The sequence below is a fragment of the Agrobacterium tumefaciens genome, assembly GCF_017726655.1.
GTDB classification, from domain to species: domain Bacteria; phylum Pseudomonadota; class Alphaproteobacteria; order Rhizobiales; family Rhizobiaceae; genus Agrobacterium; species Agrobacterium tumefaciens_B.
The window spans coordinates 1,524,812-1,538,563 of sequence record NZ_CP072308.1; the positions used below are offsets into that span (position 1 = coordinate 1,524,812).

The 13,752-nt window shown below is 60.6% G+C and carries 12 protein-coding genes; 9 read left to right on the forward strand and 3 right to left on the reverse strand.

The genetic code is table 11. The annotated features are described in order from the left end of the window. Nucleotides 1–116: 116 nt before the first annotated feature. Nucleotides 117–1,532 (reverse strand): helix-turn-helix domain-containing protein, encoded by a 1,416-nt coding sequence (locus AT6N2_RS07600; protein ID WP_209085298.1) that lies wholly within the window; start codon nt 1,530–1,532, stop codon nt 117–119. 257 nt (nt 1,533–1,789) lie between these two features. Here AT6N2_RS07600 and aceA point away from each other — a divergent pair, with 257 nt between their 5' ends. Then, nucleotides 1,790–3,079, forward strand: coding sequence for an isocitrate lyase (gene aceA, locus AT6N2_RS07605; protein WP_209085300.1), 1,290 nt, complete (start codon nt 1,790–1,792; stop codon nt 3,077–3,079). Between the two features lie 84 nt (nt 3,080–3,163). Beyond that, nucleotides 3,164–3,421 (forward strand): hypothetical protein, encoded by a 258-nt coding sequence (locus tag AT6N2_RS07610; protein WP_003493954.1) that lies wholly within the window; start codon nt 3,164–3,166, stop codon nt 3,419–3,421. A 12-nt stretch (nt 3,422–3,433) separates the two neighbouring features. Here AT6N2_RS07610 and AT6N2_RS07615 read toward each other — a convergent pair whose 3' ends face one another. Beyond that, nucleotides 3,434–4,306 carry a LysR family transcriptional regulator gene (locus AT6N2_RS07615; protein ID WP_209089636.1) on the reverse strand — a complete coding sequence of 291 codons (873 nt, stop codon included), beginning with the start codon at nt 4,304–4,306 and terminating at the stop codon, nt 3,434–3,436. A gap of 85 nt (nt 4,307–4,391) precedes the next feature. Here AT6N2_RS07615 and AT6N2_RS24380 point away from each other — a divergent pair, with 85 nt between their 5' ends. Then, entirely contained in the window at nt 4,392–4,739 is a 348-nt protein-coding gene (locus AT6N2_RS24380) for a hypothetical protein (protein WP_425292722.1), read from the forward strand. 310 nt (nt 4,740–5,049) lie between these two features. Here the strand turns inward: AT6N2_RS24380 and AT6N2_RS07620 are convergent, their stop codons facing one another. Further along, nucleotides 5,050–6,234, reverse strand: a complete 1,185-nt coding sequence (locus AT6N2_RS07620) for an NAD(P)/FAD-dependent oxidoreductase (protein WP_209085303.1) — start codon at nt 6,232–6,234, stop codon at nt 5,050–5,052. A 123-nt stretch (nt 6,235–6,357) separates the two neighbouring features. Between AT6N2_RS07620 and AT6N2_RS07625 the strand changes: the two genes are divergently transcribed. From AT6N2_RS07625 to edd, 6 genes are all read left to right on the forward strand, one after another. Next, the gene (locus AT6N2_RS07625; protein WP_209085312.1) at nt 6,358–7,797 is read left to right on the forward strand and encodes a glutamine synthetase family protein; all 1,440 of its coding nucleotides are present in this window, start codon (nt 6,358–6,360) and stop codon (nt 7,795–7,797) included. A 12-nt stretch (nt 7,798–7,809) separates the two neighbouring features. Then, nucleotides 7,810–9,096: an NAD(P)/FAD-dependent oxidoreductase gene (locus AT6N2_RS07630; RefSeq protein WP_144575823.1), complete on the forward strand. Its 1,287-nt coding sequence runs from the start codon at nt 7,810–7,812 to the stop codon at nt 9,094–9,096. 38 nt (nt 9,097–9,134) lie between these two features. Continuing rightward, entirely contained in the window at nt 9,135–9,521 is a 387-nt protein-coding gene (locus AT6N2_RS07635; protein WP_209085315.1) for a hypothetical protein, read from the forward strand. A 78-nt stretch (nt 9,522–9,599) separates the two neighbouring features. After that, nucleotides 9,600–11,075 carry a glucose-6-phosphate dehydrogenase gene (zwf, locus tag AT6N2_RS07640; protein ID WP_063949739.1) on the forward strand — a complete coding sequence of 492 codons (1,476 nt, stop codon included), beginning with the start codon at nt 9,600–9,602 and terminating at the stop codon, nt 11,073–11,075. Between the two features lie 9 nt (nt 11,076–11,084). Then, the gene (pgl, locus tag AT6N2_RS07645) at nt 11,085–11,783 is read left to right on the forward strand and encodes a 6-phosphogluconolactonase (protein WP_209085328.1); all 699 of its coding nucleotides are present in this window, start codon (nt 11,085–11,087) and stop codon (nt 11,781–11,783) included. Between the two features lie 125 nt (nt 11,784–11,908). After that, on the forward strand, nt 11,909–13,729 hold the full coding sequence (gene edd / locus AT6N2_RS07650) for a phosphogluconate dehydratase (protein WP_209085331.1): 1,821 nt from the start codon (nt 11,909–11,911) through the stop codon (nt 13,727–13,729). Nucleotides 13,730–13,752: the final 23 nt, after the last annotated feature.

The following is a 13,752-nucleotide window of genomic DNA, read 5'->3' on the forward strand; positions in this document are numbered from 1 at the left end:
GTGATCCCCTTTTTTAGCGAGACTAGAAAGGAAAACAAAAGGGAGCAAGCGGGAAATGTGCAGCACAGCATTTTCAACCACGTGTGTTTCACACGCGAAAAATTGCGTGGAAAAGCTTACTGGAAGTCGAAAACACTGAGGCCAGTGACCATTTCATCCAACCCGAGCGGGCGCGTAAGCGGCGCTTCCGCCCGCGACAGGCAGCCCTGCCTTTCGCACAGCCGGCATGAGGGACCAATGGCAACGGGGGCGGCCCCCGAAGCAGCCGGGCCATAGACGGTGTCCCCTGCCTGCGTGAAATCGCAGCCCAAGAGCAGAGCCGTGCGCCGCACTCTTTCGCCGAAACCAGCCTGCGGGCCTTCCAGCGTGCGCGACACCGTGAGGAAGGCGTCACCATCAGGCATCTCAACCCCCTCCACCAGGACCTGCCCCGGCTGGGCGAAGGCGGCGTGAATATTGAGCCGTGGACAGAGGCCACCGAATCGCGCCCTCGGGAAACCAGTGGCGCCGGAAAGGCGGAAGCGGTTTCCGGCGTTGTCGATTTCCATCAGGAAAAACGCGATTGCCGGAGCCGACGGCCGTTGCAGGGTAACCAACCGGTTGGCCGCCTGCTCGAATGACACGTTAAAGCGCGACCGCAGAACGTCGACGTCGTATTTCGCCCGCTGCGCGGCGGCGAGGAACGAACCATAGGGCATCATCAGCGCATGGGCCGCATAGCGCGCCAGTTCAAACCGAGCAATACGCCGCGCCTCCTCACCTTTCAGGCCCAGCGCCTCGAGTTCCGCGCCTATCTCTTCGCGAAGCGCCAGGAGACACGTTTCCATCGCCATTTCACGGAGCTGATCTGGCTGCGACAGACGCTCTGACAAAAACAGCCGCATGGAATGGCGGTCATAACGCCGTCTCAGGTTCGGCATGGCATGAACCGGTAAGGTCCTGACGACGATGCCATGGTTCTTTTGAAGCCATGCCCTCAATCCAGAGCCAAGATCATCTCCCATCACCAATTGCTTATGAAGGTCTTCCGCCGCCGCATCGATGGCATGGAGATAGGCCGGGCGGTTTTCAAAGACGTGGCGCACCTCGTCGATCGGCAGGCGGGTGGAAGACAGCGCCGTCTCATGCCCTTCCCGCGCCAGAAGATCGGAGAGGTCGGACAGGCGCTGCGCCTGTTCCCGATAGGCCCGGTAAAGCTTGAGGACGCCGCTCGCCGCATTGGGCGCGGCATCGGCCACTTCGATCAGTTCCTGCGGCGATGGCACCTCGCCCGCCAGCAATGGATCGGCGAAGACCTCTCGCAGCTGCCCGGCGGAACCGGCGCTTTCGCCCTGCAAGTCGTCCAGATCGACCTTGTAGACTGAGGCGAGCTTCAAAAGCAGCTGCACCGTCAGCGGCCGCTGGTTGCGCTCGATGAGATTGAGATAGGACGGCGAAATCGCCAGCGTCTCGGCCATGGCCGTCTGCGTCAGCCCCAGCCCATTGCGAATGCGGCGTACCCGCGGGCCTGCAAAAATCTTGTTTTCCGACACCGCCCTTCCCCCTCCGTCCTCGTCGACTCATACAAGCCTGTCACAAACTCGACAGATCACGCTATTTTACAAAATTTACATTTTTACAGCGCCACTCTGTCACGCATCCTACAGCATGACCTCTTTCAAGTCACTGTTTTTATGTTTGTTCTGGCGCTCAAATCTAGGAAAATGTAAATGTAGTCACATCAAACGGCGGCGCACGCAACTCATAGTCCTCCGTTCTTGAAACTGTATTTATCTTGGGAGAGAGAAGTATGACGGATTTTTACAAGCTTGTTCCGGGTGCACCGCAGGGGCGTTTCGATGGCATCGAACGGACCTATACCGCCGGCGATGTGGAGCGGCTGCGCGGCTCTGTCGAAATCCGCCATTCGCTGGCCGAAATGGGCGCGAACCGGCTGTGGACGCTGATCAACGAGGAGAATTTCGTCAATGCGCTGGGCGCGCTCTCGGGCAACCAGGCCATGCAGATGGTTCGTGCCGGGCTGAAGGCGATCTATCTCTCGGGCTGGCAGGTTGCAGCGGACGCCAATACGGCGTCGGCCATGTATCCGGACCAGTCACTTTATCCGGCCAATGCCGCGCCGGAGCTGGCGAAGCGCATCAACCGCACCCTGCAGCGCGCCGACCAGATCGAGACGGCAGAGGGCAAGGGCCTGTCGGTCGACACCTGGTTCGCGCCAATCGTTGCCGACGCAGAAGCCGGTTTCGGCGGGCCGCTCAACGCCTTCGAGATCATGAAGGCGTTCATCGAGGCGGGTGCGGCGGGTGTTCACTATGAAGACCAGCTGGCTTCGGAAAAGAAATGCGGCCATCTCGGCGGCAAGGTTCTGATCCCGACGGCGGCGCATATTCGCAACCTGACGGCGGCGCGGCTTGCGGCCGATGTCATGGGTGTACCAACGCTGGTCATCGCCCGCACCGATGCGGAGGCTGCCAAGCTTCTGACCTCCGATATCGATGAGCGCGACCGTCCCTTCGTGGATTACGATGCCGGCCGCACTGTCGAGGGCTTCTATCAGGTCAAGAACGGGCTGGAGCCCTGCATTGCCCGCGCGGTCGCCTATGCTCCCTATTGCGACCTGATCTGGTGCGAGACGTCGAAGCCGGATCTCGAGCAGGCGCGCAGGTTTGCCGAGGGCGTGCACAAGGTCCATCCCGGCAAGAAGCTCGCTTACAATTGCTCGCCATCGTTCAACTGGAAAAAACACCTCGATGACGCGACGATTGCAAAGTTCCAGCGCGAGCTAGGCGCGATGGGCTACAAGTTCCAGTTCATCACGCTCGCCGGCTTCCACCAGCTGAACTACGGCATGTTCGAACTGGCGCGCGGTTACAAGGATCGGCAGATGGCGGCTTATTCCGAGCTTCAGCAAGCGGAATTTGCAGCGGAAGCGAATGGTTACACCGCCACCAAGCACCAGCGCGAAGTCGGCACCGGCTATTTTGACGCCGTGTCCCTGGCGATTTCGGGCGGTACGTCTTCCACGACAGCCATGAAGGAATCCACCGAGCACGACCAGTTCCGCCCGGCGGCGGAATAAATCGAAAAAACCGCCCTTCCCATTACAGGGAAGGGCTTGCAAACCGGATCAAAAACCCCTGACAATAATGAGAGGAGAAATGCCATGAACGCCCACAACCCGATCAAGACCCATGTCAAGGAACGCGCCGAGGAGCAGTCCTCCGCCATGACGCAGGATCAGCAGGCCGCCATCCGCATGCTGGCCAACGACCTGCACCGCCTCAACCAGGCCGTCATGAAAGCCGTCGAGGCCGGTGTTTCCGTCGAGCTGGTCCGCTCGGCCCGCCACCATGGTGGCGGCGGCAACTGGGGCGATCTGCTGATCCCCGTCATCGTCGCGCAGGGAAGCGCTGCGGCCTGATCCGCAGAACGGTTATGCCGGGCGGCTTTTGCGCCCGGCATAAAGATCGGAATGCCCCTTGATGAGACGGGTCATCCGGTCCGCCACCGTCCTGATATCGCGGCGGTGGCGATCGTCGTTGTTCATGACGATCCACTGATTGTGGCGAAGCGCCCCGAGCTCTTCGCCCTCACGCGTCAGCCGCGTATCGGCATCGCCGACGAAACAGGGAAGCACCGCAATCCCCGCCCCTGAGAGGACAAGATCGAGAAGCGCCGTTGGCCGGTTCACCGTCACCACGATCTGATTGCGACGGTTTTCGTGCGGCCACCGCAGGTAGGTTGAAATCGCATTTTCCTCGGCCACCGCCAGCCAGCGATCGGCAACAGAAACGGCAGCGTTTCGCAGTCTGTAAGGGGCGTAGGCAACCTCCCCCGTCTTGATGGCAGCGAGATTACGCTCCTGCGGCTCGAAAGCGCGGATACCGATATCGTTTTCGCGATGGGCCAGAGACGCCCTCTGCTCGGCAATGAAAAGGTCGATGCGGAAATCATCGCGATCCGTGCAGATGGCGGAGAAGTTGCCGGTCAAGAGCCAGGCATTCCAGGTGCCCACGGCAATCCGCACGATGGACGAGGCCGATGACGCTTTCTGCCATCCCTCAATATCTCGCGCCGCATTCTTCATGGCCTGAAGTCTATCGAACAGCACACGACCGTCCATCGTGAGGGCGTATCCCGTCTGACTGCGCTGGAACAGCGCCTTGCCGATCCGCTCCTCCAGTTCGACCATGCGCCGACCTATGGTCGCGGGGCTTAAACCCGTCAGGCTGGCAGCGCCCGTCAAGCCGCCACTGCGTGACACATCAAGGAAAAGCTGATAGGAATCCCAGGTGACGTTTTTCATCATTGAAAAACGTAGCGCATTTTCTTGCGCAGATAAATCAAAAAACGGCGTGCATCATGGCCCTCCGCATTAGAAGGAGAGCGACATGCACGCGATTTTTGCAGCACGGGCCATCATCGACAACCAGCGGCCGCGCACACGGCGTGAGGCCATTCTGCTGGAAGAAAAGTTTTACAGGGATATGGCCGAGGCGTCTCGGCCATGGCGGCTTTTTAGCGCGCTAATCAGCTTGATAAGAGCGAAGGGCCGCCGATCAGTAAAAGAGCGCTATCAGGGCTGCGAGAGCACCGGCGGCGATGAGGCTCAGGCGAAAGGCCAGCTGACGGCTCTCGTTGTCAGTGCGGGCGATGGCAATGGCGCGAGGGCGGCGATGTGCAGATCTGTTCATGCGCGGGCTCCAGACGAAAAACTCAACCGACCCATGCCCTGTTAAGGCCTCCAGCAGGACATCATGTGCAGCGGGATCGAGATGTGATCCCGCTTTGCTGGCATTCGGTCAGGATGACTCGGGCCCGTTAACAGGTTGTTAAAAAGGGCGAAGAGGGACAATTAACTCAGCCAGCAGTTTGGCGAACAGGCCTCATCATACGCCATCACTCCGGACTAGATCCGGGGTCCAGCCGACGCACGTCTGTGCGGCGAGAGCAGTCTTTTCAGCCCAAAGACTTGGGCTGACTGGATACCGGCTCAAGGCCGGTATGACGGAAGAGAAAGTTGCGAACTTGCTCCACGGCCAGAGACGATCACGCGAATTCGCCCGCCGCCTGACCAGACGCCCAGGCCCACTGGAAGTTATAACCGCCGAGCCAGCCGGTCACATCGACACATTCACCGATGAAATAGAGGCCGGGCACGGCCTTTGCCGCCATGCTGCGGGAATCGAGGCCGGTCGTGTCCACCCCGCCGAGCGTCACCTCTGCCGTGCGATAACCTTCAGACCCGGCGGGCTTGATCTGCCAGTCCTGCACGTCTGCCGCCAGCTTTATCAGCACCTTGTCGGACATGTCGGCGAGATGGCCTGTGAGGCCGGATTGGTCGACGACATGCTGGGCAAGCCGTTTCGGCAGGATTTCCGACAGGGCCGTCTGGGGCGATTGACGACCGTTCTTCTGTTTTGCCTGTTTTAACAGTCCGGCGATATCACGATGCGGCTCGAGCTTCAGGCGGATCACATCACCCTCACGCCAGTAGGAGGAGATTTGCAGGATCGAAGGACCGCTCAAACCGCGATGGGTAAACAGCAGCGCTTCCTCGAACGCGGTTTTGCCATGGGAAACCTCGGCCGGAACCGCGACGCCGGCAAGAGGGCTGAGCTTTTCCAACGAAGCGGGATCGAGCGTCAGAGGTACGAGGCCGGGGCGGGTTTCAATGAGCTTGAGGCCGAACTGTTCGGCGATCTGGTAGGCAAAACCGGTCGCGCCCATTTTCGGGATGGACTTGCCGCCCGTCGCCACGACAAGGCTTTCCGCCTCGATGACGCCGCCTGAGGTCGTCACGCGAAAACGGTCACCGTCATGGCTGACGGCCATGACTGATGTTTCGAGCCGCAATTTCGCATTGGCCGCCTGCATTTCGCCGAGCAGCATGCGGATGATATCCTTGGCGCTGTCGTCGCAGAAAAGCTGGCCAAGTGTCTTTTCGTGCCAGGAAATGCGGTGTTTTTCGACAAGGGCGATGAAATCGCGCGGCTTATAACGGGCGAGCGCGGATTTGGCGAAATGCGGATTGGCAGAGAGATAATTCTTCGGCCCGGCATGGATATTGGTGAAATTGCAGCGACCACCGCCGGAGATGCGGATCTTTTCGCCGGGCGCTTTCGCATGGTCGAGAATGACGACGGAACGGCCGCGCTGGCCAGCGCGGATGGCGCACATCATGCCGGCGGCGCCCGCCCCCAAAATCAGCACGTCACATTTCTCTGCCATCATTCCATTCGATCCGTTTCCTTCCTCTTTTTCCAAGTCCCGGCGCTTGTCAATGGCGCTTTCCCCCTCGCCAATTGCCAAACTACGGTTATGATGGCGCCACCAGAAACACAGACCCGGTGATACATGCCCGCGAAGAAAACCATGCTCCGCCCGAAGAAACAGGCAACCATGGCAAAGAAGTCCCCTCCCCTCGACCTTTCCTCCACCCGTGGCGTTTCCTCCTGGCGCGAAGCCGCGCAATGGCTGCGCGCACGCGGCATCGAGGACATCGAGTGCATCACGCCCGACCTTGCCGGCGTTCCCCGTGGCAAGATGATGCCGACGGCGAAATTCACCGGCGACACTTCGCTCGCCCTCCCCTCGGCACTTTATCGCCACACGATATCAGGTGAATATCCCGATGAGACGGCGAATTTCCGCTACGAACCGCGCGACAGCGACCTCAAGCTGGTGCCTGATCTTTCCACGCTATCCGTCGTGCCTTGGGAAACCGACCCCACCGCGCAGGTGATCTGCGACGTGGTGGATGCGGAAGGCAATTTCGTGCCCTACACGCCGCGCAACGTTTTGAAGAACGTGCTGTCGCTCTACACAGAAAAGGGCTGGAAGCCTGTCGTGGCGCCGGAGATCGAATTTTATCTCGTCGCCATGAATGACGACCCCGACTATCCGTTGCATCCGCCGAAGGGCCGGTCCGGACGCTCCATCGTTGGCGGCCAGAGCTACTCCATCGCCGGTATCAACGAATTCGACGAGTTGATCGACGACATCTATCACTTCTCCGAAAAGCAGGGTCTGGAGATCGACACACTCATCCATGAGGAAGGTCCGGCGCAGCTGGAAATCAACCTGCGCCATGGCGATCCGATCGAGCTTGCCGACCAGGTGTTCCTGTTCAAGCGCACCATTCGCGAAGCGGCGCTGAAGCATGGCATCTACGCCACCTTCATGGCCAAGCCGATGCAGGGCCAGCCGGGTTCAGCCATGCATATCCACCAGTCGGTGGTGGAGATCGACAGCGGACGCAATATCTTCTCCAATGCGGATGGCAGCCCCTCGAAAGAGTTCTTCTCCTTCGTCGGCGGCATGCAGCGTTACGTGCCGAATGCGCTGGTCATGCTGGCGCCCTATGTCAATTCCTACCGCCGCCTGACGCCCGACATGGCCTGCCCGGTCAACAATGCCTGGGGTTATGACAACCGCACGACGGCCTTCCGCGTGCCGATTTCCGGCCCGCAGGCGCGGCGCGTCGAAAACCGGCTGCCGAGTTCGGATGCCAACCCTTATCTCGCACTTGCCGCTTCGCTCGGCTGCGGCTGGCTCGGTATCGTCAACAGCATCGAACCGACAGAACCCACCGCCGATACGGCCAATGAGGGCTCGATCGACCTGCCGCGCGGTCTGCTTGAAGCCGTGGCCCTGCTCGAGGGAGAAGCGCAGTTCGACCGGGTTTTCGGCCACGAATTCGTAGGCCTTTATGCCGGCCTGAAACGCGGGGAATTCGAGACCTTCATGCAGGTCATCAGCCCCTGGGAGCGCGAGTTCCTGCTTCTCAACGTGTGAGGAACCACGAGCATGACATGGCAGAGCCCGATTGCGCCGGGACTATCCTGGTATCAGGCAACCGTTGGCGAGCGGCCGGACTACCCCGCCCTCGACGGGCCGAAGCAGGTCGATGTCGCGATCATCGGCGGCGGTTATACCGGCCTGCAGGCGGCGTGTAACCTTGCGGAAAACGGCGTGTCGGTCGCCCTCATCGAGGCGCATCGTTTTGGCGATGGTGCTTCCGGCCGCAATGGCGGCCAGTTCGGCACCGGTCAGCGCTCATTTCCCGACGAGATGGAACAGGAAATCGGCTTCGAGCAATCGAAGCTGCTGTTCGACATCGCCGAAGATGCCAAAAACTACGTGCGTGACTTCGCCAGCAGCCGCGGCATCGACATGGAGTATCTACCCGGGCAGCTTTATGTGGCGCACAAGGCGGGCTACGAGGACGACTATCGCCGCAGCGTCGATGCGATGAACAATCGCTACGGCTATCCGCATATTTCCTACATGGAGCGTGGCGAAGCGCGCAAACGTGTCGGCTCCACCCATTATTTCGGCGGTACGCGCGATACCGGCACCGGCCATATACACCCGTTGAAGCTGCTCGTCGGGCTTGCAAAAGCGGCAAAGGATGCCGGCGCTCAGATTTACGAGATGACGCCGGCGAAATCGATCCGGCAGGTGGGCGGAAAGTCAATCATCGAAACGCCCTTCGGCACGATTACCGCGCCGCGGGTGCTGATCGCCACCAATGCCTATATCGGTAATCTGGAGCCGGTGACGGCGGCCCATATCATGCCGATCCGCTCCTTCATCGGCGCGACCGCACCGCTCGACGCCTATCCCGACATCATCCCCGGCAAGGAGGCGGTGGCAGACTCTCGTTTCGTGGTGCGCTATTTTCGCAAGACGGCCGATAATCGCCTGCTGTTCGGCGGACGCGAGGCCTATACGGCAGATACGCCGCGCGATATCTCAACCCATATCCGCCGGCAGATCGCGGAAATTTATCCCGAACTGAAGGCTGTCGAAATCACCCATTCCTGGGGCGGCTCCGTTGGCATCACCCTCCCGCGCACGGTGTTCGTGCGCGAGGTCATGCCCGGCGTCACCTCCATCGGCGGTTATTCCGGTCACGGCGTGATGTTGTCGAATTATTGCGGCAAGCTTTATGCCGATCTGGTACTCGGCAAAAAGGACATGCTGGCGCCCTTCGCGCGGCTGAAAGTCCCTGCCTTCCCCGGCGGCACGTCGCTCCGTGCGCCGTTGCTCTTTCTGGCGCTGTCGTGGTTCGCGTTGCGAGACAGGTTTTGATCCTTCACAATAAACAGGGGGTTCAAACAGGGGGGTCGATGGAAAAAGCGGATGACCGGCTTGTTACTATTGCCACTGGCTACGGGCTCGCTGAGACGGCAGTGACAGCGTCTTTCCTGCGGGCATATGGAATTCAAACCGTTGCGCCGCCGAGCCAATTCGCCTCGATCTTCTGGCATTACGCTGTTGCGCTCGGCGGAATAGAGATCCGGATTGCTGCGCGGCAATTCGAGGAAGCGCAGATGTTGTTGGATAGCATCGAGCAAAGCCAGGATACCGGACGTACTTGCGCCATCCACCTGTTCTGGCGGGGTATCGCCGCAGTCATGGTATTGTTCCTGTTTTCCGTGCCCCCACCGGCAAAAGGTCTGTTCCGAAACGCAACCCATTCCACATACGGCCTAAGGCCAAACCAAAATTCATAATTTCACCCAACTGAGTCTGGCATTTTTAAATCGATTAGATTATGGATGCCCCAACCTTTGAAGATCGAGAGAATCGATATGAGCAGTCAGATCATTCCTGTTGAACCTTTTGATTGTGTCGTTTTCGGCGGCACGGGCGATCTTGCCGAGCGCAAGCTTCTGCCAGCCCTTTATCACCGGCAGATCGAAGGGCAGTTCACGGAGCCGACCCGCATCATCGGCGCGTCGCGTTCGGTCATGACCCATGAGGAATATCGCAAATTCGCGCAGGACGCGCTGAAGGAGCATCTGAAGGCCGGCGAATATGACGACGCCCAGGTTGCAGTGTTCCTGAACAGGCTATTTTACGTGCCCGTTGACGCCAAGGGCAGCAATGGCTGGGATGTGCTGAAGAAGCTGCTGGACGAGGGTAAAGAGCGCGTGCGCGCCTTTTATCTGGCCGTCGCGCCAGGCATTTTCGGCGATATCGCCGACAAGATCCGCGAGCACAAGCTGATTACCCGCTCGACCCGCATCGTTGTCGAAAAGCCGATCGGCCGGGATCTCGCTTCGGCGCAGGAACTCAACGACACCATCGGCCATGTCTTCAAGGAAGAGCAGATCTTCCGCATCGACCACTATCTCGGCAAGGAGACGGTGCAGAACCTGATGGCGCTGCGTTTCGCCAACGCGCTTTACGAGCCGCTGTGGAATTCCGCCCATATCGACCACGTGCAGATCACCGTTGCCGAGGCGGTCGGTCTTGAAGGCCGCGCCGGTTATTACGACAAGGCCGGTGCGCTGCGCGACATGGTGCAGAACCATATTCTCCAGCTGCTCTGCCTCGTCGCCATGGAGCCGCCTGCTTCCATGAATGCCGAAGCCGTGCGCGACGAAAAGCTGAAGGTTCTGCGCTCGCTGAAGCCGATCGACACCAGCAACGTCGAAAAGCTGACCGTTCGCGGGCAGTACCGCGCCGGCGCTTCCGCGGGTGGCCCGGTCAAGGGTTATCTGGAAGAGCTGGAAGGCGGCGTTTCCAACACCGAAACCTTCGTCGCCATCAAGGCCGAAATCGCCAACTGGCGCTGGGCCGGCGTTCCCTTCTACATCCGCACCGGCAAACGCCTCGCGACCCGCGTTTCGGAAATCGTCGTCACCTTTAAGCAGATCCCGCATTCGATCTTCGACGATGCGGCCGGCAAGATCGAGGCCAACAAGCTGGTCATTCGCCTGCAGCCGGATGAGGGCGTCAAGCAGTCTCTGCTCATCAAGGACCCCGGCCCGGGCGGCATGCGCCTGCGTCAGGTGTCGCTGGACATGAGCTTTGCCGAAGCCTTCAACGTGCGCAGCCCCGACGCCTATGAACGCCTGCTGATGGACACGATCCGCTCCAACCAGACGCTGTTCATGCGGCGCGACGAAGTTGAGGCCGCCTGGGACTGGGTCGACCCGATCCTGAAGAGCTGGGAAGAGCTGGGCCAGGGCGTGCAGGGCTACACGGCGGGCACCTGGGGTCCAAGCGGTTCCATCGCGCTGATCGAGCGTGACGGCCGCACCTGGCATGATGCCGACTGAGGGCCTTCAATGAGCGAAACAATCCACGTCTTCGACACCCCCGCAGCGTTGGCGACAGCGCTCGCGGCGGAAGTTGCCAAACGCCTTGATGAAGCAACCAAGGAACGGGGGACCGCAAGCATTGCGGTTTCCGGCGGCTCGACACCGAAGCTGTTCTTTCAGGCGCTTTCCCATCACGAACTCGACTGGCCCAATATCAGCGTGACGCTGGTGGACGAGCGTTTCGTGCCACCGGAAAGCGACCGGTCGAACCATCGTCTCGTCGCCGAGAACCTGTTGCAGGACAAGGCGAAGGCGGCTTATTTCGTGCCGCTATTCCAGCCTGCCGCTTCCCCGGAAGACGCGGCAACCCTTGCGACCGTCAAGACCGAAGCGATCTGCGATCCCTTCGATGTCGTCATTCTCGGTATGGGAACGGATGGCCATACGGCATCGTTCTTCCCCGGTGGAGACAATCTCTACGAAGCGCTTGACCTCGATGAACCGCGCGGCGTCCTGACCATGGCGGCGGAAAATGCCGGTGAGGAGCGGTTGACCTTCAACTTCTCAAGCCTGCACGATGCCGGTTTTCTGGTGCTCCACATCGAAGGTGCGGCCAAGAAGGCAACGCTGGAGAAAGCACAGTCCGGTGAGGATGAGGATGAAATGCCTATTCGTGCCGTGCTGAACCGGGCGGAGACGCCTGTGGATATATACTGGGCGCCATAACCCACCGCGGCTGCCGCCTCTGCGGCCCGCGACAAGCGCCCCGAAGACATGAAGACTGAACCACGACAACCGGCCGCTCACCTCCCGGAACGCCGGTTGCCGACCAACGAACAGGATGAACGCCCATGTCCGCCGATTCCCGCATTCAGGCCATTACCGCCCGCATCGTCGAACGTTCCAAGCCCTATCGCGAGACCTATCTCGAGCGACTGCGGCTGCAGGTTTCCAAGGGCGTTCACCGTTCCGTGCTTTCCTGCGGCAATCTTGCACACGGGTTTGCGGTCTGTTCCCCCGCCGACAAGGACATCCTTGCCGGCGACCGGGTCCCCAATCTCGGCATCATCACCGCCTATAACGACATGTTGTCCGCGCACCAGCCCTATGAGACCTTCCCCGCGATCATCCGCGATGCGGCGAAGGAAGCGGGCGGCATCGCGCAGGTTGCGGGCGCCGTTCCCGCCATGTGCGACGGCGTAACCCAGGGGCAGCCGGGCATGGAGCTTTCGCTTTTTTCCCGCGATGCCATCGCCATGGCTGCAGGCATCGGTCTTTCGCACAACATGTTCGACGCCGCTCTCTATCTCGGCGTCTGCGACAAGATCGTGCCCGGCCTCGTGATCGCTGCCCTTGCCTTCGGTCACCTGCCCGCGGTCTTCATTCCCGCCGGCCCGATGACATCAGGCCTGCCGAATGACGAGAAGTCGCGCATTCGCCAGCTTTATGCCGAAGGCAAGGTCGGTCGTGCGGAGCTGCTCGAAGCGGAATCCAAATCCTACCACGGCCCCGGGACCTGCACCTTCTACGGCACCGCCAATTCCAACCAGATGCTGATGGAAATCATGGGCTTTCACATGCCCGGTTCCTCCTTCATCAATCCGGGTACGCCGCTGCGTGACGCGCTGACGCGCGAGGCCACAAAGCGCGCGCTCGCCATCACCGCACAGGGCAATGAATTCACGCCGGCAGGCGAGATGATCGACGAGCGATCCGTCGTCAACGGCGTCGTCGGCCTGCATGCGACAGGCGGTTCCACCAACCACACCATGCACCTGATCGCCATGGCGCGTGCGGCGGGTATCATCCTCACCTGGCAGGACATTTCCGATCTCTCGGACATCGTGCCGCTGCTCGCCCGCGTTTATCCCAACGGTCTTGCCGATGTGAACCATTTCCACGCCGCCGGCGGCATGGGTTTCCTCATCAAGCAGCTCCTGAAGCAGGGCTTCGTGCATGACGACGTCCGTACGGTCTTCGGACAGGGGCTTGCGGCCTACACAGTGGATGCAATGCTTGACGAGAAGGGGGCCGTCACCCGCCAGCCCTCCCCGGAACAGAGCCACGATCCGAAGGTGCTTTCCAGCATCGAAACCCCGTTCCAGCCGACCGGTGGCCTGAAGATGCTGACGGGCAATCTCGGCAAATCGGTCATCAAGATTTCCGCCGTCAAGCCGGAACGCCATATCATCGAAGCGCCGGCCATCGTTTTCCACGACCAGCAGGAGCTTCAGGACGCCTTCAAGGACGGCAAGCTCAATCGCGACTTCATCGCCGTTGTCCGCTTCCAGGGGCCGAAGGCTAACGGCATGCCGGAACTGCACCGTCTGACGCCGCCGCTTGGCGTGCTGCAGGATCGTGGTTTCAAGGTGGCGCTGGTGACCGACGGGCGCATGTCCGGTGCGTCCGGTAAGGTGCCGGCCGCCATCCATGTGACGCCGGAGGCTTCCGATTGCGGTCCGATCTCGCTCATCCGCGACGGCGATATTATCCGTCTCGACGCGATTTCCGGCTCGCTCGAGGTGCTGGTGTCCGCCGCTGAACTGTCAAAGCGCGAGCCGGCGCGGGCCGATCTCTCAGGCAATGAGTGGGGCATGGGCCGCGAACTTTTCGCCCCCTTCCGCCGCAATGCCGGCCCCGCCGATCAGGGCGCCAGCGTCCTGTTCCATTGATATTCGGGGATGGATGTTCGGAT

What these genes read in the sequence shown, in the direction of transcription:
- aceA (WP_209085300.1), top strand. Translation starts at nt 1,790, where the DNA reads ATGACGGATTTTTACAAGCTTGTTCCGGGTGCACCGCAGGGGCGTTTC.
- AT6N2_RS07610 (WP_003493954.1), top strand. Translation starts at nt 3,164, where the DNA reads ATGAACGCCCACAACCCGATCAAGACCCATGTCAAGGAACGCGCCGAG.
- AT6N2_RS07615 (WP_209089636.1), bottom strand. Translation starts at nt 4,306, where the DNA reads ATGAAAAACGTCACCTGGGATTCCTATCAGCTTTTCCTTGATGTGTCA.
- AT6N2_RS24380 (WP_425292722.1), top strand. Translation starts at nt 4,392, where the DNA reads ATGCACGCGATTTTTGCAGCACGGGCCATCATCGACAACCAGCGGCCG.
- AT6N2_RS07620 (WP_209085303.1), bottom strand. Translation starts at nt 6,234, where the DNA reads ATGATGGCAGAGAAATGTGACGTGCTGATTTTGGGGGCGGGCGCCGCC.
- AT6N2_RS07625 (WP_209085312.1), top strand. Translation starts at nt 6,358, where the DNA reads ATGCCCGCGAAGAAAACCATGCTCCGCCCGAAGAAACAGGCAACCATG.
- AT6N2_RS07630 (WP_144575823.1), top strand. Translation starts at nt 7,810, where the DNA reads ATGACATGGCAGAGCCCGATTGCGCCGGGACTATCCTGGTATCAGGCA.
- AT6N2_RS07635 (WP_209085315.1), top strand. Translation starts at nt 9,135, where the DNA reads ATGGAAAAAGCGGATGACCGGCTTGTTACTATTGCCACTGGCTACGGG.
- zwf (WP_063949739.1), top strand. Translation starts at nt 9,600, where the DNA reads ATGAGCAGTCAGATCATTCCTGTTGAACCTTTTGATTGTGTCGTTTTC.
- pgl (WP_209085328.1), top strand. Translation starts at nt 11,085, where the DNA reads ATGAGCGAAACAATCCACGTCTTCGACACCCCCGCAGCGTTGGCGACA.
- edd (WP_209085331.1), top strand. Translation starts at nt 11,909, where the DNA reads ATGTCCGCCGATTCCCGCATTCAGGCCATTACCGCCCGCATCGTCGAA.